The organism is Amycolatopsis sp. CB00013, from assembly GCF_001905755.1.
Taxonomy (GTDB): domain Bacteria; phylum Actinomycetota; class Actinomycetes; order Mycobacteriales; family Pseudonocardiaceae; genus Amycolatopsis; species Amycolatopsis japonica.
Genome location: NZ_LIWC01000003.1, coordinates 753,717 through 772,248, shown reverse-complemented (window position 1 = coordinate 772,248; position 18,532 = coordinate 753,717). Strand labels below are relative to the sequence as shown.

18 protein-coding genes and 1 tRNA gene are annotated in these 18,532 nt (G+C 68.0%); 9 read left to right on the top strand and 10 right to left on the bottom strand.

Annotation, left to right across the window (positions count from 1 at the left end; genetic code table 11):
- Positions 1-63 precede the first annotated feature (63 nt).
- Positions 64-516, top strand: coding sequence for a hypothetical protein (locus tag AMK34_RS23170; protein ID WP_038516323.1), 453 nt, complete (start codon positions 64-66; stop codon positions 514-516).
- Here AMK34_RS23170 and AMK34_RS23165 read toward each other — a convergent pair.
- Positions 513-974, bottom strand: a complete 462-nt coding sequence (locus AMK34_RS23165; protein ID WP_038516326.1) for an Rv2732c family membrane protein — start codon at positions 972-974, stop codon at positions 513-515. The genes AMK34_RS23170 and AMK34_RS23165 overlap by 4 nt on opposite strands.
- Positions 971-2,485 carry a tRNA (N6-isopentenyl adenosine(37)-C2)-methylthiotransferase MiaB gene (gene miaB / locus AMK34_RS23160; protein ID WP_198941722.1) on the bottom strand — a complete coding sequence of 505 codons (1,515 nt, stop codon included), beginning with the start codon at positions 2,483-2,485 and terminating at the stop codon, positions 971-973. The genes AMK34_RS23165 and miaB overlap by 4 nt, the downstream gene beginning before the upstream one ends.
- A gap of 16 nt (positions 2,486-2,501) precedes the next feature.
- Between miaB and AMK34_RS23155 the strand changes: the two genes are divergently transcribed.
- Entirely contained in the window at positions 2,502-3,416 is a 915-nt protein-coding gene (locus tag AMK34_RS23155; RefSeq protein ID WP_038516329.1) for a TAXI family TRAP transporter solute-binding subunit, read from the top strand.
- On the opposite strand, the gene AMK34_RS23150 is transcribed toward AMK34_RS23155, so the two are convergent.
- A complete protein-coding gene (locus AMK34_RS23150; protein ID WP_038516332.1) occupies positions 3,406-4,812 on the bottom strand; it encodes a sensor histidine kinase in 1,407 nt (468 codons plus the stop codon). The two genes, AMK34_RS23155 and AMK34_RS23150, sit on opposite strands and share 11 nt — an antisense overlap.
- 4 nt (positions 4,813-4,816) lie before the next feature.
- On the bottom strand, positions 4,817-5,506 hold the full coding sequence (locus tag AMK34_RS23145) for a response regulator transcription factor (protein ID WP_038516335.1): 690 nt from the start codon (positions 5,504-5,506) through the stop codon (positions 4,817-4,819).
- A gap of 394 nt (positions 5,507-5,900) precedes the next feature.
- On the opposite strand from AMK34_RS23145, the gene AMK34_RS23140 reads away from it, so the two are divergent.
- The 5 genes from AMK34_RS23140 to AMK34_RS23115 all read left to right on the top strand — a co-directional run bounded on the left by AMK34_RS23140 (position 5,901) and on the right by AMK34_RS23115 (position 10,854).
- Positions 5,901-6,629, top strand: coding sequence for an amino acid ABC transporter ATP-binding protein (locus tag AMK34_RS23140; protein ID WP_007029281.1), 729 nt, complete (start codon positions 5,901-5,903; stop codon positions 6,627-6,629).
- A 55-nt stretch (positions 6,630-6,684) separates the two neighbouring features.
- Positions 6,685-7,602, top strand: a complete 918-nt coding sequence (locus tag AMK34_RS23135; protein WP_073846765.1) for a glutamate ABC transporter substrate-binding protein — start codon at positions 6,685-6,687, stop codon at positions 7,600-7,602.
- 84 nt (positions 7,603-7,686) lie between these two features.
- Complete coding sequence (locus tag AMK34_RS23130) at positions 7,687-8,334, top strand: amino acid ABC transporter permease (protein ID WP_038516338.1); 648 nt, start codon at positions 7,687-7,689, stop codon at positions 8,332-8,334.
- Positions 8,331-9,200, top strand: coding sequence for an amino acid ABC transporter permease (locus AMK34_RS23125; RefSeq protein WP_038516341.1), 870 nt, complete (start codon positions 8,331-8,333; stop codon positions 9,198-9,200). The genes AMK34_RS23130 and AMK34_RS23125 overlap by 4 nt, the downstream gene beginning before the upstream one ends.
- 1,210 nt (positions 9,201-10,410) lie before the next feature.
- Positions 10,411-10,854, top strand: coding sequence for a class I SAM-dependent methyltransferase (locus tag AMK34_RS23115; RefSeq protein ID WP_073846763.1), 444 nt, complete (start codon positions 10,411-10,413; stop codon positions 10,852-10,854).
- A gap of 147 nt (positions 10,855-11,001) precedes the next feature.
- On the opposite strand, the gene AMK34_RS23110 is transcribed toward AMK34_RS23115, so the two are convergent.
- From AMK34_RS23110 to AMK34_RS23090, 5 genes are all read right to left on the bottom strand, one after another.
- Positions 11,002-11,073 (bottom strand) — tRNA-Glu (locus tag AMK34_RS23110).
- A gap of 312 nt (positions 11,074-11,385) precedes the next feature.
- Positions 11,386-12,138 carry a succinate dehydrogenase/fumarate reductase iron-sulfur subunit gene (locus AMK34_RS23105; RefSeq protein ID WP_073846762.1) on the bottom strand — a complete coding sequence of 251 codons (753 nt, stop codon included), beginning with the start codon at positions 12,136-12,138 and terminating at the stop codon, positions 11,386-11,388.
- Entirely contained in the window at positions 12,135-14,051 is a 1,917-nt protein-coding gene (locus AMK34_RS23100) for a fumarate reductase/succinate dehydrogenase flavoprotein subunit (protein ID WP_073846761.1), read from the bottom strand. Before AMK34_RS23100 ends, AMK34_RS23105 begins: the two co-directional genes overlap by 4 nt.
- 51 nt (positions 14,052-14,102) lie before the next feature.
- Positions 14,103-14,933 (bottom strand): hypothetical protein, encoded by an 831-nt coding sequence (locus AMK34_RS23095; RefSeq protein ID WP_073846760.1) that lies wholly within the window; start codon positions 14,931-14,933, stop codon positions 14,103-14,105.
- Positions 14,930-15,217, bottom strand: a complete 288-nt coding sequence (locus AMK34_RS23090; protein ID WP_016332714.1) for a hypothetical protein — start codon at positions 15,215-15,217, stop codon at positions 14,930-14,932. The genes AMK34_RS23095 and AMK34_RS23090 overlap by 4 nt, the downstream gene beginning before the upstream one ends.
- Before the next feature lie 264 nt (positions 15,218-15,481).
- Here AMK34_RS23090 and edd point away from each other — a divergent pair, with 264 nt between their 5' ends.
- Both edd and eda read left to right on the top strand, forming a co-directional pair.
- Positions 15,482-17,371 (top strand): phosphogluconate dehydratase, encoded by a 1,890-nt coding sequence (gene edd / locus AMK34_RS23085; protein ID WP_073846759.1) that lies wholly within the window; start codon positions 15,482-15,484, stop codon positions 17,369-17,371.
- Positions 17,368-17,988, top strand: a complete 621-nt coding sequence (eda, locus tag AMK34_RS23080) for a bifunctional 4-hydroxy-2-oxoglutarate aldolase/2-dehydro-3-deoxy-phosphogluconate aldolase (protein ID WP_016332712.1) — start codon at positions 17,368-17,370, stop codon at positions 17,986-17,988. The genes edd and eda overlap by 4 nt, the downstream gene beginning before the upstream one ends.
- A 47-nt stretch (positions 17,989-18,035) precedes the next feature.
- Here the strand turns inward: eda and AMK34_RS23075 are convergent, their stop codons facing one another.
- Complete coding sequence (locus tag AMK34_RS23075) at positions 18,036-18,473, bottom strand: GNAT family N-acetyltransferase (RefSeq protein ID WP_038516356.1); 438 nt, start codon at positions 18,471-18,473, stop codon at positions 18,036-18,038.
- Positions 18,474-18,532 lie beyond the last annotated feature (59 nt).

Sequence of the window (18,532 nt, the reverse complement as noted above, 5' to 3'; positions counted from 1 at the left end):
GACGCCTAGCACCTTCGTGCGTATTCGGGCGCTCTCCGCGCTCAACCGTGGTCGACTTCGATCATGAACCAGACACTGATTCCCCCAGTACGCCGGGCGTTCGCCGCCCTGGCGATCAGTTGTGCTCTGGTGGCCGGGCTCGCCCCGGCCGCGTCGGCGACGGCCGCCCCGGCACCGGCCCCGGTCTCTGCCGAAGCGGGCAAGAAGAAGGTCAAACTCGACGCCTCGCTCAGCAAGAAGCAGGCGAAGGTCAACGAAAAGGTCACCCTCAAGGGGACTCTGCAGGCTCAAGAAGGCGGCGACGCGGCCGACAGCCTCGAAGCGATCATCGTGCAGCAGCTTCAGGGCAGCGTGTGGGTGAACATCGCCGACACGACCTGCCGGCCCAACTCGACGTTCTCGCTGAAGCTGAGCTTCTCCTTCAGCGCGGTGATCACGCTGCGGGCCTACCACCCCGAAACCACGCTCTACGCGAGCGCGTACACGTCCAGCAACCTCACCCTGCGGGTCGGCTAGCTGCGGGAGAAGGCCGCACGCATCCAGTAGATGGCCAGCGCGACGGTGGCGATCCAGGCGACGATCAGCCCGAAGCCCGGACCGCCACCGGCCGCGCCGGTCGCGTGCGAGGACTGCTGGGACCAGATCGCGAGCATCCCGTCGACGGAGGCGAACCAGCCGCCCGCGGCGCAGACCCAGGCCAGCCACCAGCGCCGGGTCACCAGCGCGACGGCGCCGACGAAGACCCCGATCCCGGTGGAGGTCGCGGCGAACAGCTGCGGGATCCCGCCGCCCCGGCCGAGCAGCACCTCCCAGCCGGCGTGCTCGCCGACCCAGGGCAGCAGCTGAGCGATCAGCAGCACGAACACCAGCACGGCGATGGAGAACCCGCGCCTGCCCAGCTCGATCGTCTTGGCCGCGCGCTCACCGACCTCGTCGATCTCGGCGGCGAGTTCGTCGATCTTCGGTTCGGTCACAGTGCACACCCGCTCACCGGTTCCGGCGTGACGGCCGGGGCGCCGAAGCCCGGCAGGCCCAGCGTCACGCCGTTGGTCTTCGGCCGCAGCCCGGCCTCGGAGTTGTCCCCCGCCTTGGTGCGGCGGTGCGACAGCAGGTCACCGTCGGCGACGAGGTGGTGCGGCGCGCCGTAGGTCACCACGGTCTCGACGACGTCGCCCGGCCGCACCAGGCGGTCCACGAGCGGCCCCGTCGGCGTGAAGTGGACGAGCCTGCCGTCACGGGCGCGGCCGCTCATGCGCTGCGTCTCGGTGTCCTTGCGGCCCTCGCCGGAGGCCACCAGCAGCTCGACCCGCCGTCCGACGATCTTCTTGTTCTCGTCCCAGGAGATGTCGTTCTGCAGTTTCACGAGCCGCTCGTAGCGCTCCTGCACGACCTCCTTCGGCAGCTGCCCGTCCATCTCGGCGGCGGGCGTGCCCGGCCGGATCGAGTACTGGAAGGTGAACGCGCTGGAGAACCGCGCCTGCGCGACGACGTCGAGCGTCGCCTGGAAGTCTTCCTCGGTCTCGCCGGGGAAACCGACGATGATGTCGGTGGTGATCGCGGCGTCGGGCATGGACTCGCGCACGCGGTCGAGGAGCTTGAGGTACCGCGCCGAACGGTAGGACCGCTTCATCTCGCGCAGCACCCGGTCCGAACCGGACTGCAGCGGCATGTGCAGCTGGTGGCACACGTTCGGCGTCTCGGCCATCGCGTCGATGACGTCCTCGGTGAACGCCGCCGGATGCGGCGAGGTGAACCGGACCCGCTCCAGCCCGTCCACCGAACCGCAGGCGCGCAGCAGCTTCCCGAACGCGAGCCGGTCGCCGAATTCGACGCCGTAGGAGTTCACGTTCTGGCCGAGCAGGGTCACTTCCAGCACGCCTTCGGCGACGAGCGCCTCGACCTCGGCCAGGATCTCGCCGGGACGGCGGTCGCGTTCCTTGCCGCGCAGCGCCGGGACGATGCAGAACGTGCAGGTGTTGTTGCAGCCCACCGAAATCGACACCCAGCCCGCGTACGCCGAGTCGCGCTTCGCCGGGAGCGTCGAAGGGAAGGTCTCGAGCGATTCGAGGATCTCGACCTCGGCCTCGGCGTTGTGCCGCGCGCGCTCCAGCAGCGTCGGCAGCGAGCCGATGTTGTGCGTGCCGAAGACGACGTCCACCCAGGGCGCGCGCTTGACGATCTCGCCGCGGTCCTTCTGCGCGAGGCAGCCCCCGACGGCGATCTGCATGTCCGGCTTCGCGGTCTTCTGCGGGCGCAGATGACCGAGGGTGCCGTACAGCTTGTTGTCCGCGTTCTCCCGCACCGCGCAGGTGTTGAACACGATCAGGTCGGGTGTGGCCTCGCCGTCACCCGGAACGTAGCCGGCGTCCTCGAGCTGCCCGGCAAGACGTTCGGAGTCATGCACGTTCATCTGGCAGCCGAAGGTGCGGATCTGGTAAGTGCGCGCGCTCATCTCGCCTTCGAGGGTACGCGGGCGGGGTTCCATGGCACGATCGACCCTCATGAGGAGACCAGGGGTGCTGGCGGCGGTGATCGCCGTGGTCTGTGCCCTGGTCACCGGGTGCGGACCCGATCTGTCCGGGACGAAGGTGCGGATCGCGGCGGGGCTCAACGGCGGCGTCTACGACAAACTGGCCGAGGCGCTGGCCGACGCGTGGGCCGCTCAGCTGGACACCGAGCGGCCCGAGATCCAGGAGACGCACGGCTCCCCGGACAACGTCGACCGGGTGCGCGCGGGGAAGGCCGACGTCGCGTTCGTGGCCGCCGACGTCGCCGCCGCCGACAAGAGCGCCGGCCTGGCCGCGCTGGCCCGCGTGCACGACGACTACCTGCACGTCATCGTGCGGGCCGACTCGTCGATCAAGTCGTTCGCGCAGTTGCGCGGCCGCAAGGTCGCGATCGGCTCGCCGGACTCGGGGGTCGAGTTCCTGTCGAAGCAGCTGCTGAAGGCGTCCGGGCTGACCGGCGCGATCGACCGGCGCAACCTGGGCCTTCCCGAGGCGCTGCCCGCGCTGGAGAACCGGCAGATCGACGCCGTCATCTGGTCGGGTGGCCTGCCGACGCCGTCGATCACCGAGAAGGTGCACACGGTCGGCCTGCGGCTGCTCGACATCACCGACCTCGCGGACGCGCTACGCGCCACCAGCCCGGTGTACCGGACCGCGACCATCCCGGTGACCGCCTACAACCTGCCCTCGCCGGTGACCACGCTCGTGCTGCCGAACTTCCTGGTGGTGCCCACGTCGATGCGGGACGACGTCGCCGAGGCGCTGGTACGCGGGCTGTTCGACGCGCGGGACCAGCTGGTCAAGGCGGCGGGCGCGGCGTTGTCGATCGACGTCCACCCCGCCATCGAGACCGCTCCCCTGCCGCTGCATCCGGGGGCGCTGCGCTACTTCCGGTCACTCAAGGACTAGCACCGTTCAAGGGCAGGGTCACCGTCACCTGCAGACCGCCGCCTTCGGGTGAACCGAGCCGCAGCGAACCGTCCGATCTGGCCAGGATCTCGGTGACGATCGCCAGGCCGAGGCCGGAGCCGGGCACGTTCTGATGCGCGGTACTGCGCCAGAACCGGTCCGCCGCGCGGTCCAGTTCGTCGTCGCGCAGGCCGGGGCCGTGGTCGCGGACGGCGATGTCCACCTTCCCGTCCGCGGTGGTGACGTCGACCCGCACCTCGGTCCCCGGCTCGGTGAACTTGAGCGCGTTGTCCAGCAGCGCGTCGAGGACCACTTCGAGGCCGCGCGCAGGCGTGAGCACCCTCAGCCCGCCGCCCAGCCCGGACGCGACCAGGGTGATGTCGCGTGCCGCGCCGACGACGGTCCAGTCGGCGACCCGTGCGCCCACCATCTCGTCGAGGCCGACCGGCACCAGTTCGCCGCCCGAGGATTCGGCCCTGGCCAGCGAAAGGAGCTCGTCGAGGATCTGGTTGAGCCGTCGCGCATCGACGAGGGCGGCTTCGAGATCGGCCGCGGCCAGGTCGTCGTCGACGTGCCCGTCGAGGTTGCCGAGCCGGATCTTCAACGCGGTCAACGGGTTCCGCAGCTGGTGGGAGGCGTCGGCGACGAACGCGCGCTGCGCGGAGAGAGCCTCGTCGACGCTGGCGGCCATCCGGTCGAAGGAGCGTTCGAGCTGCCGCAGTTCCGGCGGACCGCCCGTCTCCCCCACCCGTTTGACCTCGCGGCCGCTGACCACGGAGGCGACCAGTTCGCCGGTGGCATCGTCCAGCCGGCGGACCGGGCGCAGGATCCAGCGCACCACCGGCACCGCGACCAGCAACGCGAGCCCGAACGCCAGCACCGCGCCCGCCGCGATGAGCAGCCACCACCACAGCAGCGCGGTGCGGGCCTTGTCCGTCGAGGAGACGGTGATCACCGCGCCCCGCACCTCGCCGTCGATCAGGATCGGCTCGGCCAGCACCAGCGGCTCGGTGGACCACGGCAGCAGCAGCGGACCGGGTTCCGAACGCCGCCCGGCCAGCGCCTGCTGCAGATGCGAGGCGATGACGGGGTCCTTGAGGTCGATCCCGGCCGTCTCGCCCGGCCCTCCGGCGACGGATTCGCCGTCCTGGTCGACGATCGCCACCGGCACCCCGTAGACCTCGGTGTAGCGGCGGAGTTCGTCCTCGATCAGGTCCGGCCGGTTCTCCACCAGCGGGCGCTGGGCCAGCGACGCGAACCGGGAGGTGTCGGTGAGCCGGTCGAGGAAGAGGTCGAGCTGCGCACTGGCCGCCACGCTGAGCGAGAGCGGGATGCCGAGGCCGAACACGAGCGCCGCGACCAGCGTCAGCACGATCGCCTGGAGCCGGACGCGCACCGGCTCAGCCCTCCTCGGCCGGGCCGTAGGCGCCGCCGAGGCGGTACCCGACGCCGCGGACGGTCTCGATCAGCGCGGGCCTGCCGAGTTTGGTCCGCAGGGTGGCGACGTGGACGTCGAGCGACCGGCTCTCCGCGGGACCACGATGGCCCCAGACCTCGTTCAGCACGTGGTCACGGGCGCAGACCGCGCCACGGGCGGTGACCACCAGCGCGAGCACCTGGAATTCCTTGCGGGACAACGAAACCGGCTGTCCGTCGACCTGCACCTCATGGCGCCCGATATCGACGGAGACATCACCCGCCCGGATGACGCCCGCCGGTTCGGGCGCGGCGGGCCGCTCCCCGCGGCGACGGCGCACGGCCTCGACGCGGGCGACCAGCTCGTCGACGTCGTAGGGCTTCACCAGATAGTCGTCGGCGCCGGACCGCAGGCCCTGGATCCGGTCGTCGACCTCGCCCCGCGCCGAAACGACGATCACCGCGACGTCGCTGACCGCGCGGATCCGGCGGCACAGCACGATCCCGTCGATATCGGGGAGCCCCAGGTCGAGCAGCACGACGTCGACCTCGTGCACCAGATCGAGCACCCCGGCGCCGGAGGCCAGGCGTTTGATCGTCAGGCCGCGCCGGGTCAGCGCGGGCGTCAAGGCACCCGCGACCCGGTCGTCGTCCTCCACCAGCAGTACCCGCACCCGTGTTTCCCTTTCACGCCGTCCCCGCACCGCGACGACTTGAGGAACGACTCTATGGGGTGAGTCACCACTCGCGCTGCCCGTACCGCTGGGCCGGATGGCCCTGTGAGGGACCCGCTGCACGCGGTAATGGTCACGATGCGTCACAGATCTTGTGTGACCCCGGTTACGGGATACCCCCGGCTTGTCTAGGCTGATCAGCGCCGGACGGCGGCGGATCGGGCCGTCCGGTGGCTTGAGAACGATACGGACTTGAAACCCTAAGTATTGGTCAAGCCGTCTTTACAAGCGGTCCGACGGGAGTAGGTTTCCGCCATCGCGTGGTGCCTGACCCCGCAGTCCCCTGCAAACGAACGCTCCTGGAGGCCAGATGACCGCGGAGGTGGCGGCGCCGATGATCAAGGCGGCCGCCGTGAACAAGTACTTCGGCGACCTGCACGTGCTCAAGGAGATCAACCTCGAGGTGCCGCGTGGGCAGGTCGTGGTCGTGCTCGGGCCGTCCGGGTCTGGCAAGTCGACGCTGTGCCGGGCGATCAACCGGCTGGAACCCATCAACTCCGGCGAGATCGCGGTGGACGGTGTTCCGCTGCCCGCCGAAGGGAAGGCGCTGGCCGCGCTGCGCGCCGACGTCGGCATGGTGTTCCAGTCGTTCAACCTGTTCGCGCACAAGACGATCGTCGAGAACGTCATGCTCGCGCCGATGAAGGTCCGCAAGGTCAACTCGGCCGAAGCCCGCAAGACCGCGATGGACCTGCTCGAACGTGTCGGCATCGCCAACCAGGCCGACAAGTACCCCGCCCAGCTTTCCGGCGGGCAGCAGCAGCGTGTGGCGATCGCCCGCGCGCTGGCCATGCGCCCCAAGGTGATGCTGTTCGACGAGCCGACCTCGGCGCTGGACCCGGAGATGGTCCAAGAGGTCCTCGACGTGATGACCACGCTCGCCAAGGACGGGATGACGATGCTCGTCGTCACCCACGAGATGGGCTTCGCGCGGCGCGCGGCGAACCGGGTGGTGTTCATGTCCGACGGCGAGATCGTCGAGGACTCCACCCCGGACGACTTCTTCACCAAGCCGAAGACGGATCGCGCCAAGGACTTCCTCGGCAAGATCCTGACCCACTAAGCGTTTCCGCGGCGCGGGCTCGTGCCGCATCACGGAAGAAACAGGAGAGGTTCACATGAGGATCCGCACCCTTGCGGTGGGTCTGCTCGTCGGCAGTCTCGCACTGACCGCTTGTGGCAAGGAAGGCACGCCCAGCTCGCCGGGCGGCAGCTCCGAAGGCGCGAACGCCGGTGCCCAGCTGCCCCAGTACACGGTGGCGTCGAACGTCGACCTCGCGGGCTCCCCGGTCTTCGCGAAGATCAAGGCCGCGGGCAAGCTGACCCTTGGCGCCAAGGACGACCAGCCTGGTCTGGGCAAGAAGGACCCGACGAGCGGCAAGTTCACCGGTTTCGACATCGAAATCGCGAAGCTCGTCGCCGCGAGCCTCGGCTTCGGCGAAGACAAGATCACCTTCAAGACGGTCGACTCGGGTGCCCGTGAGCAGGCCATCGTGAACGGCGACGTCGACTACTACGTCGGCACCTACACGATCAACGACAAGCGCAAGGCGCAGATCTCCTTCGCCGGCCCGTACTTCGAGGCCGGCCAGGACCTGCTGGTGCGTAAGGACGAGACGACGATCACCGGCCCGGAGACCTTGAAGGGCAAGAAGGTCTGCTCGGTCACCGGCTCGACCCCGATCCAGCGCGTCCGCGAGCAGAACCTGACCGAGCCCGGCAACATCGTCGAGTTCCAGAAGTACTCGCAGTGCGTCGAGAAGCTCAGCACCAAGGAGGTCGACGCGGTCACCACCGACGACGCGATCCTGAAGGGCTTCGCTTCGGAGGACTCCGACAGCTTCAAGGTCGTCGGCAAGACCTTCTCGAAGGAGCCGTACGGCATCGGTCTGAAGAAGGACGACAAGGTCCTTCGCGACAAGATCAACGACACCCTGCAGAAGGCGCTGGACGACGGCACCTGGCAGAAGATCTACGACGCCACCCTCGGCAAGTCGGGTTCGGCGGCGCAGAAGCCCACCCTGCAGAAGTACTGATGTAACCAGCGGCCGGTGGACCCGTGACGGGTTCACCGGCCGCTCCACACCCACCTCCAGTCGACGGCAGCGGGGAAAGGCTCCATGAACGTCCTGCTCGACAACCTGGATCTCTACGGTCCGTTCTTCCTCACCACGATCGAACTGTTCCTCTGGTCGGCGGTCGGCAGCCTGATCCTCGGCACGATCCTGGCGATGCTGCGGGTGAGTCCGGTCCTGGCGTTCCGCGCGGCGGGAACGACCTATGTGACCCTCATCCGCAACACCCCGCTGACGCTGGTGTTCGCGTTCTTCGTGTTCGCGTACCCCCTGCTCGAAATCGTCAAGCTCAGCTTCTTCACCGCCGCGGTCGTCGCGCTGATCGTGTACACCTCGGCGTTCATCTGCGAGGTCGTCCGGTCCGGTATCAACACGGTCCCGGTCGGCCAGGCCGAGGCCGGGCGCGCGCTGGGACTGACGTTCGGTCAGATCCTCGGCCAGATCGTCCTGCCGCAGGCGCTGCGCTCCGTGGCGCCGCCGCTGATCAGCACCCTGATCGCGTTGCTGAAGAACACCACGATCGCCGCGGGCTTCTCGGTCGCCGAGGCCGGGGCGATCCGGTCGTACCTCTCGGAGCGAGGTGACAACCAGTTGATCGGCCTGCTGTGGGTCGCCCTGGGCTTCATCATCCTCGTCGCCGTCCTTTCTCTCATCCAGCGGAGCCTGGAGAAGCGCTGGAGCGTGGCCCGATGAGCAGTGTCCTGTTCGACGTCCCCGGCCCCAAGGCGCGGATGCGCCACCGCATCTACGCGGTCATCGGCGTCCTCGCCATCGCCGCGTTCATCGCCTTCGTCGTCTACCGGTTCTACGACACCGGCCAGTTCACCGCGCGCAAATGGGAATGGCTCCAGTACCAGCAGGTCCAGATCGACCTGCTGAACGCGGTGCTGGAAACGCTCCGCGCGTTCGCGGCGGCAGCGGTCCTCGCGCTGATCTTCGGTGCGGTCTTCGCGGCCGGACGGCTCTCCGACCACGCCTGGATCCGGCGCATCTCCGGCGCGATCGTGGAGTTCTTCCGCGCCATCCCCGCGCTGATCCTGATGTTCCTGTTCTACTTCGGCCTCCCGGCCGTTGGCGTCCCGATGACGCCGTTCCTCGGTGTGGTCTTCGGCCTCACGCTGTACAACGGCTCGGTGCTCGCGGAAGTCTTCCGCGCCGGCATCCAGGCCCTGCCGAAGGGCCAGGCCGAAGCCGCGTACGCACTCGGCATGCGCAAGACCCAGGTGATGTTCACCGTCCTGCTGCCGCAGGCGATCCGGGCGATGCTGCCGACGATCATCAGCCAGATGGTGGTGCTCCTGAAGGACACCGCGCTCGGCTTCATCATCACCTTCCAGGAACTGCTGTACTACGCCCGCTACATCGGCACGCAGGGCGAGTTCGGCCGGCCGATCGTGCCGTCGACGCTGGTCGCGACCGGTATCTACATCTGCCTGTGCCTGCTGTTGACGGCGCTGGCGACGTATCTGGAGAAGCGCAACCGGCGCAGCAAGAAGCACATCGACCTGGACGAGAAGAAGGCCGAGGAGACCGGACTGGGAGCCGCCGCCTCCGCCTGATCCGTCCAGAAATCCGGAAGAGGCCCCGCCGCGCAGCGCGCGACGGGGCCTCTTGCTGTGCTCGCGCTTTGCCGAAGATGCGGCAGTACCGCATCACCGAATTCGGATCAGTAGTAGAAATCCACCGCGGAATTCGTCGCACGCTCTCCGCCGGAACAATAAGTCGTCGAAAGGCGATCCTTTGTGGTCCATCCGCCCCACCAGGGACCGCTACCGTTGCACCAGATACCTACGCGATGCCTCAGCGACGCGGGCGCATCCGACGAACACGACGACCAGGCCGCGCCACTACCTTGCTCCGGGTCATACGGATTCCACGATGAACCACAGGACCAGAGCAACGTTTCCGCAGAAGCATCTGCCGTCGGCGCCGAAATAACACTCGCCGCGATCATCGCCATTGTCGCCAATGCAGTGCCGAACGATTTAGACATCACAAGACTCTCCCCTCAGTGCCCGAATTACGAAAGCAGTTCAACTAATACCGCACCCTACGGATCCACCCATACCTCCATCCGGATGATCACTCGGTCAACGCCTCCACCTGCAAGGAAAGCCACCAGATCCACCCGCTTACTCCACACGCGTGAACCACGACGATCATCTTGGCAGCACAACAAGTTAGAGCTAGCGTTGATCCATCGAGCGAAATACGAAACCGCACAAAGGGGTCGCTCGACCATTCATGCGATTGTCACGCATCACATATACATGCGCACTCGCGTCGTGCCATCCAGGTGCCATAAGGGGAGACCATGACCTCGACACGCAGGATTCTCGTAGCCGCGACAATGCTTGCCCTCGTAACAAGCGCAACGGTCGCCACCGGGTCCGCCTTGGCCTCGGAAAATCCTAGCCCCGCAACCGTGGAATTCGTATACAAGGGCCAGGTTTGCCACGACCACAGTTATCCGCGGGTCGCCAGCTTCAAATGCGACTCCGGGCCGAGCGACAGCGCTGGTTACATAACCCAAGCGAAGTGCAGCAACGGGGCGGTAGTTTTCGGGAACTACGAGACATACTCCTCCAGCTACTACTCCAATGCGGTTTGTCCGGTTGGCACCTCGGTGGTCCAAGCCACTCCCGAGCCCCAGTACAAGTTCAAGTAGACCGCAGCACCGGCCCGCCCGATCCTGCCCGGCAGGACCTCGACGCGAGATAGGCCTCTTGGTCCTGTCGGGACAGCAGCCGCTCGGCTAGCGTCGGCCGTATGGCGGACCAGGCCGCGACGCTGCTCGAAGCGCTGCCGGACCTGGCGGGCAGGGCGGTCCTGGTCGTCGGGTGCGGCGATGGCCGCTATCCGCGCCTGTTCCGGCGAGAGGGCGCGCGCCGCGTGGTCGGTGTCGACGCGGATCAGGCCTCCATCGCGGCCGCGCAACGCGAAGAGGAACGCGACCCGGTCGGGATCTCGTACGAGGTCCACCAGATCGCCCGGCTGCCGGTGATGGGCGCCTTCGACGTCGTCGTCGCCTTCCTGGAGTCGCCGGCTCATCTCGGCCGCGTCGCCGCGAGCCTGGTGACGGGCGGGCTGCTGGTGGTCGTCGCCACGAACGGGCTCAACCTGGAAGAAGGCCTGCGGGACAACGGTTTCCAGGATCTCGTCCTGCGCCGCCACGAGAGCGGCGACGTGCACAGCGCTCGCAAGACGGGCTGAGTCGCGCACCCTGGTGTCGAGCCAGGCTGGCCGGGGCTATGAATCCCGGCCGGTCGCCGGACCGTGCGCGTCTGGCGGTATGGGACACACGGACCCCACACCGCCGCACCGGTACGACGGAACAGGTTTCCCCGCCGTGCCGGGGCGTAGCGCGTGTGGGAGTCGAACCCACGTCACCGGGGTGAAAACCCGGTATCCATTCCGCTGGACCAACGCGCCTTGGCCTGGAACACAGTCCGGCACGCGTCGCGCACCGGACTGCTTCGTTCCAGAAATCAGGGTCACCGCAAAGAAAAAGCCGCCCGGTTCGGTTTCCCGAAGGGCGGCTCCGCGTACGCGACGTCCGGCTAGGACGGCGGCGTGGAGCCGTGTTTCTCTTCCATACCAAGGACCATGGCGTAACAACGTCGTGTCATGCGTCCTCCTCGGTCGGTGTGTGCGGTAAGTGTGCGACAGGCAAGGGAGCGGCGGCAACCGATTAAAGAGAATGGCGAGGACGGTCAGACCGCCCTCGCCACTCACCAGGAATGGCTACTCGTCCCGCCGGAACAGTTTGTTCCCCAGCCACACGATGGGGTCGTACTTCCGGTCCGCGACGCGTTCCTTCATCGGGATCAGCGCGTTGTCGGTGATGTGGATGCCCTCCGGGCACACGTCCGAGCAGCACTTGGTGATGTTGCAGTACCCGAGCCCGTGCTCCTCCTGCGCCTCGTCACGCCGGTCGGCGACGTCGAGGGGGTGCATTTCGAGTTCGGCGATCCGCATCAGGTACCGGGGCCCGGCGAAGGCCTCCTTGTTCTCCTCGTGGTCACGCACCACGTGGCAGGTGTTCTGGCACAGGAAGCATTCGATGCACTTGCGGAACTCCTGCGAGCGCTCGACGTCCACCTGCTGCATCCGGTACTCCCCCGGCTTCAGCTCCGGGGGCGGCGTGAACGACGGGATCTCGCGGGCCTTGGTGTAGTTGAACGACACGTCGGTCACCAGGTCGCGGATCACCGGGAACGTCCGCATCGGCGTCACGGTGATGACCTCGTCCTCGGTGAAGGTCGACATCCGCGTCATGCACAGCAACCGCGGCTTGCCGTTGATCTCCGCCGAGCACGAACCGCATTTGCCCGCCTTGCAGTTCCACCGCACCGCCAGATCCGAGGCCTGGGTGGCCTGCAACCGGTGGATGATGTCGAGGACGACCTCGCCCTCGTTGACCTCGACGCTGTAGTCCTGCAGCTCACCCGAATCGGCGTCGCCGCGCCAGACCCGGAAACTCGCCTTGTAGCTCATGCCGGACTCCCGGGGTGCGAAGTCAGTTCCTCGTCGGTGTAGTACTTCCCGAGCTCAGACAATTCGAACAGCTCCAGCAGGTCCTGCCGCAACGGGACCTGGGCCTTGACCTCGACGCCGATGTCCGGCACCACCGGATTGTCGCCCGGAGTCGCCGAGCAGACCAGGAGTTTGTTGCGCCACTGGGCGTCCATGCCCGGATGGTCGTCCCGCGTGTGCCCGCCCCGGCTCTCGGTCCTGGTGAGCGCGGCCCTGGCGACGCATTCGCTGACCATCAGCATGTTCCGCAGGTCGACGGCGAGATGCCAGCCGGGGTTGAACTGCCGGTGCCCTTCGACGGTGACCCGCTTGATCCGCTCGCGCAGTTCTCCGAGCTTCTCCAGCGCCCGCTCGATCTCCTCCGCCTTGCGGATGATGCCGACCAGGTCGTTCATCGACTGCTGCAGTTCGGTGTGCAGGCTGTACGGGTTCTCCTCGACGCCGTCACCCGGCGGGTCGAACGGCGCGAGCGCCATCGCCGCGGCGGCGTCCACATCGGACTGACTGACCTTCGGACGGTCCTTCAGGTCCGCGACGTAGGACGCGGCGCCGAGGCCCGCGCGGCGGCCGAAGACCAGGAGATCCGACAGCGAGTTGCCGCCGAGCCGGTTAGAGCCGTGCATCCCGCCCGAGCACTCGCCGGCGGCGAACAACCCCGGCACGCTCGACGACGCGGTGTCCGGGTCGACCTCGATCCCGCCCATCACGTAGTGACAGGTGGGGCCGACCTCCATCGGTTCCTTCGTGATGTCGACGTCGGCGAGTTCCTTGAACTGGTGGTACATCGACGGCAGCCGTTTGCGGATCTCCTCCGCGGGCAGCCTGCTGGCGATGTCGAGGAAGACCCCGCCGTGCGGCGATCCCCGGCCCGCCTTGACCTCCGAGTTGATCGCGCGCGCCACCTCGTCGCGCGGCAGCAGATCCGGCGTGCGGCGGTTCTTCTCCTGGTCGGTGTACCAGCGGTCGGCTTCCTCTTCGCTGTCCGCGTACTGCCCCTTGAACACGTCGGGGACGTACTCGAACATGAACCGCTTGTCCTCGGTGTTCTTGAGGACCCCGCCGTCACCTCGGACGCCTTCGGTGACCAGGATCCCCTTCACACTCGGCGGCCAGACCATGCCCGTCGGGTGGAACTGGACGAACTCCATGTTGATGAGCGTCGCCCCGGCCCGCAACGCCAGCGCGTGCCCGTCGCCGGTGTACTCCCACGAGTTCGAGGTGACCTTGAAGGATTTCCCGATGCCGCCGGTCGCCAGCACCACCGCCGGCGCCTCGAACAGGATGAACCGGCCGCTCTCGCGCCAATACCCGAAGGCGCCGGAGATCCGGCCGTCTTCGGTCAGGAGCTCGGTGATCGTGCATTCGGCGAAGACCTTGATCCTCGCCTCGTAGTCGCCGGTCTCCTTGAAGTCCTCTTGTTGCAGCGAAACGATTTTCTGCTGCATCGTGCGGATCAGTTCGAGCCCGGTGCGGTCGCCGACGTGCGCCAGCCGCGGGTACGTGTGCCCGCCGAAGTTGCGCTGGCTGATCCGGCCGTCGGCGGTGCGGTCGAACAGCGCTCCGTAGGTCTCCAGTTCCCAGACCCGGTCCGGCGCCTCCCTGGCGTGGAGTTCGGCCATCCGCCAGTTGTTGAGGAACTTCCCGCCACGCATGGTGTCGCGGAAGTGCACCTGCCAGTTGTCGTTCGAATTCGCGTTGCCCATCGACGCCGCGCAGCCGCCTTCGGCCATCACGGTATGCGCCTTGCCGAAGAGCGATTTGCACACCACCGCGACGCTGAAGCCGCGTTCACGGGCTTCGATGACCGCGCGGAGGCCGGCACCGCCGGCACCGATCACCACCACGTCGTAGCTGAGCCGTTCGACCTCGGTCATGAAAAGAGCCACCTCGAAGCTTGTCGCCGGGGACGGGAGATTCCCGCGCCGCTAGTTGATGAACCGCAGATCCGAAATCGCACCGCTCGCCACGAGCATCACGTAGAGGTCGGTCAGCACGAGCGTGCCGAGCGTCGTCCACGCCAGCGCCATGTGGCGGGTGTTGAGTTTCGTCACCTGGGTCCAGATCCAGTAGCGGACCGGATGTTTGGAGAAGTGCTTGAGCCTGCCGCCGGTCACGTGACGGCACGAGTGGCACGACAACGTGTACGCCCACAACAGGATCACGTTGCCGAGCAGCACGATGTTGCCGAGCCCGAAACCGAATCCGCCGGTCTTGCCGTGGAAGGCGGTGATCGCGTCGTAGGTGTTGACCAGCGAGACGACCACGGCCACGTAGAAGAAGTAGCGGTGGGCGTTCTGGATGATCAGCGGCAGCCGGGTCTCCCCGGTGTACTTCGCGTGCGGTTCGGCGACCGCGCAGGCGGGCGGCGAGAACCAGACGGCCCGGTAGTAGGCCTTGCGGTAGTAGTAGCAGGTCAGCCGGAAGCCCAGCAGGAACGGCAGGACCAGGAAGCCGAGCGGGATGAAGCCCGGCAGTTCGCCGATCCAGGCCCCGAAATGCCGGGAGCCTTCGACGCAGGATTCCGAGACACAGGGCGAATAGAACGGCGTCAGGTAGTGGTACTCGGGCACCCAGTACGCGGTGCGCACGAAGGACCTGATCGTCGCGTAGATGATGAAGGCGGAGAGGCCGAGGACGGTCAGCAGCGGGGACAGCCACCATCGGTCGGTGCGCAGCGTTTTTTCGGCGATCCGGGCCCGCGACGGCGCGCGGACCCCCGTACCCCGTCCGGCCTCATTGCCGGCGGGGGCGCTCACCGCTGGTCGCGCTTGTAGCCGCCGACGCCTTCGTCATCGGCGCCTTGCCACAGCGCCGGGTCGTAGGGCGTATCGGGAACTTGGACCCGATCGGCGGCCTTCGCCTGCGCGGGCACCGCGTTCGGGGTCGTGTCGAGGTCCGTCGCGTCGATGTCGAGCCGCTCGACGTCGTTCGCCAGGCGCCGTACCGCCGAGGCGTCGCCGTATCGGGACCGCAGCGCGCCGACGCACTGCCTCAGCTGACCGATGGCTCGCCGAAGCTCGGCGATCTCTGTGGTGGACATCGGTACCTCCCGATGGTCGGTTCGGTTGGCCGCTTGAGCCTTCGAAGGCAAGCGATTCCTCGCCGTCTCGACTCTGCCGCGCGTTGTGCAATGTGACAAGTAGCACAGTGGAACCTAGTGACGTGACGGAGGTCACGCGAGTCGATCTTCTGTATCGATTTTGATTCGGGCTTTCCCCTGGGTTACTGTGGCCACTGTCACGACCCAGCGACGTCAGCGTTGCCGTCCCGCGGACCACCACGACCAGTGATCCGGAGCCGGACAATGAGCACCGCCCCGAACGTCCACCCCATCATCGCCGAAGTCACCGAACGCGTCGCCGCCCGCAGCGCCGAAACCCGCGCCGCGTATCTCGAGCGCGTCGCCGCCGCCCACGAGGAAGGGCCGGTGCGGCGGGGCCTCGACTGCAGCAACCTCGCCCACGGCTTCGCCGCGATGGAAGGTGTCGACAAAGCGGCACTGCGCGCCGCGCGGGCGCCGGGCGTCGCGATCGTCTCGTCCTACAACGACATGCTTTCGGCGCACCAGCCGATGCAGGAGTACCCCGCGCTGCTGAAGGGCTCGGTCCGCCAGGCGGGCGGCGTCGCCCAGTTCGCCGGCGGCGTGCCCGCGATGTGCGACGGCGTCACCCAGGGCCGCCCGGGGATGGAGCTGTCGCTGTTCAGCCGCGAAGTGATCGCGATGTCGACCGCGATCGCGCTGTCCCACGACATGTTCGACGCGGCGCTGCTGCTCGGCGTCTGCGACAAGATCGTGCCCGGCCTGCTGATCGGGGCGCTGTCCTTCGGGCACCTCCCGGCGATCCTCGTGCCCGCCGGGCCGATGAACTCCGGCCTGCCGAACAAGGAGAAGGCGCGCGTGCGCCAGCTCTACGCCGAGGGCAAGGCGACCCGCGAAGACCTGCTGGACGCCGAAGCGGCTTCGTACCACTCGGCGGGGACGTGCACCTTCTACGGCACGGCCAACTCGAACCAGATGGTCGTCGAGGTGATGGGCCTGCACCTGCCGGGCGCCAGCTTCGTGCAGCCGAACTCGCCGCTGCGGCGGGTGCTCACCGAAGAGGCCGGGCGTCGCGTCGTGAAACTCTCGCGCGGCGAGGAGTACACACCGGTCTCGCGCGTGATCGACGAGAAGGCCGTCGTCAACGGCGTCATCGCGCTGCTCGCCACGGGCGGTTCGACCAACCACACGATGCACCTCGTCGCGATCGCCGCCGCCGCGGGCATCCAGCTGACCTGGGACGACTTCTCCGACCTGTCGTCGGTGATCCCACTGCTGGCCCGCGTGTACCCGAACGGCAGCGCGGACATCAACCACTTCCACGCCGCCGGGGGCATCCAGTTCCTGGTCGGCACGCTGCTCGACGCGGGTCTGCTGCACGAGGACGTCCAGACCGTCGCCGGACCGGGCCTGCACCGCTACCGGCAGGAGCCGATCCTTTCCGAGGGCGAACTGGTCTGGCGCGACGTCCCGACGCGCAGCCTCGACGAGGACGTCCTGCGCCCCGCGTGGCGGCCGTTCGCCGCCGACGGCGGGCTGCGGATGGTCGCGGGCAACCTCGGCCGCGCGGTGATCAAGGTGTCCGCGGTGGCGCCGGAACACCGGATCGTGCAGGCCCCGGCGCGGGTCTTCACCGACCAGAAGTCCTTCAAGGACGCTTTCGAGGCCGGCGAGCTGGACCGCGACGTCGTCGTGGTCATCCGGCAGCAGGGTCCCCAGGCCAACGGCATGCCGGAACTGCACGGGCTCACCCCGGCGCTGGGGGTGCTGATGGACCGCGGGCACCAGGTGGCGTTGCTCACCGACGGCCGGATGTCGGGCGCGTCCGGCAAGATCCCCGCGGCGATCCAGGTGACCCCGGAAGCCGCCGCGGGCGGCCCGATCGCGCGGATCGCCGACGGCGACGTCGTCCGCCTCGACGCCAAGGCCGGGACGCTCGACGTCCTCGTGGGTGACGAAGAACTCGCCCGCCGTGAACTGGTGGACTCCCCGCCTTCGGAGGCATCCTGGACCGGCACCGGCCGGGAGCTGTTCGCGGCGCTGCGCCGCGCGGTCGGCCCCGCCGATCAGGGCGCGAGCGTGTTCGGACCGCTCACGCCGGAACACTTCGGCGCTCCGGCGCACACGTTGACCCCTGTGGAGGTAACCCAGTGACCACCGGCGCCGACCTGCTCGGCCTGTCCCCCGTGATGCCCGTCGTCGTGCTCGACGACGCCGCCGACGCCGTGCCCACCGCGCGGGCCCTGCTCGCGGGCGGGATCGGCGTGATCGAGCTGACCCTGCGCACCCCGGCGGCACTCGCCTCGATCGAGCGGATCGCCGCGGAGGTCCCGGAGATCGTCATCGGCGCCGGGACCGTCACGGCGCCCGAACACGCCAAGCAGGCGGCCGACGCCGGTGCGAAGTTCCTGGTGACCCCCGGCTGCACGGACGCCGTGCTGGACGCCGCGTTCGACACCGGCCTGCCGTTCCTGCCGGGCGCGAGCACGGTTTCGGAGGCGATGCGGCTCGCCGAACGCGGGCTGACCGCGCTGAAGTTCTTCCCCGCCGAGGCCAGTGGCGGCGTGGCGTACCTGAAGTCGATCGGCGGGCCGCTGCCCGGGCTGAAGTTCTGCCCGACCGGCGGGATCACCGTGAAGACCGCACCGGACTATCTCGCGCTGTCCAATGTGGGCTGCATCGGCGGTTCGTGGCTGACGCCGAAGGATGCCTTGGCCGCCAAGGACTTCGGGAAGATCGAGGCGTTCGCGGCGGAGGCCTCGAAGCTCTGATCCGACTCGGTTAGGGCCACTCGGGTGACGGGTGGCCCTCACTGTTTTCACAGTGGCAACTGGTACTGGATGAAGCCCCGGTTGACCGCGACCCGGTCGTACAGGCGGCGCGCCGTCGCGTTGGATTCCTTGGTGTGCCAGTAGACCCTGCCGCACTCGCGGGTGCGCGCCCAGTCCGCGACGGCCTCGATCAGCGCCCGCGCGACCCCCTTGCCGCGGGCTTCCGGCGCGGTGAACAGATCCTGCAGGTAACAGACGTCGGTGAGCGCGGAAGTGCTGGGGTGCACCAGGAAATGCACGATCCCGGCGAGCTCGCCGCCCACGTGGGCACCGAGCGCGTGCATCCGCTCCCCCGTTTGGAACTCGCGCCAAGCCCGGTCGTAGACCTCTTGCGGCGCAACACGTTCGTAGAAGGCGATGTACGCGCGGAACAGGCCTTCCCAGGCTTCGCGGTCTTCAGGCTTCAAGGGCTCGATGGTGATCATGTGCGTCCTCCCAGTGATCACCCGAGCCTAGGGTTTCCCCGCCGTCCCGCGTGTGGCCA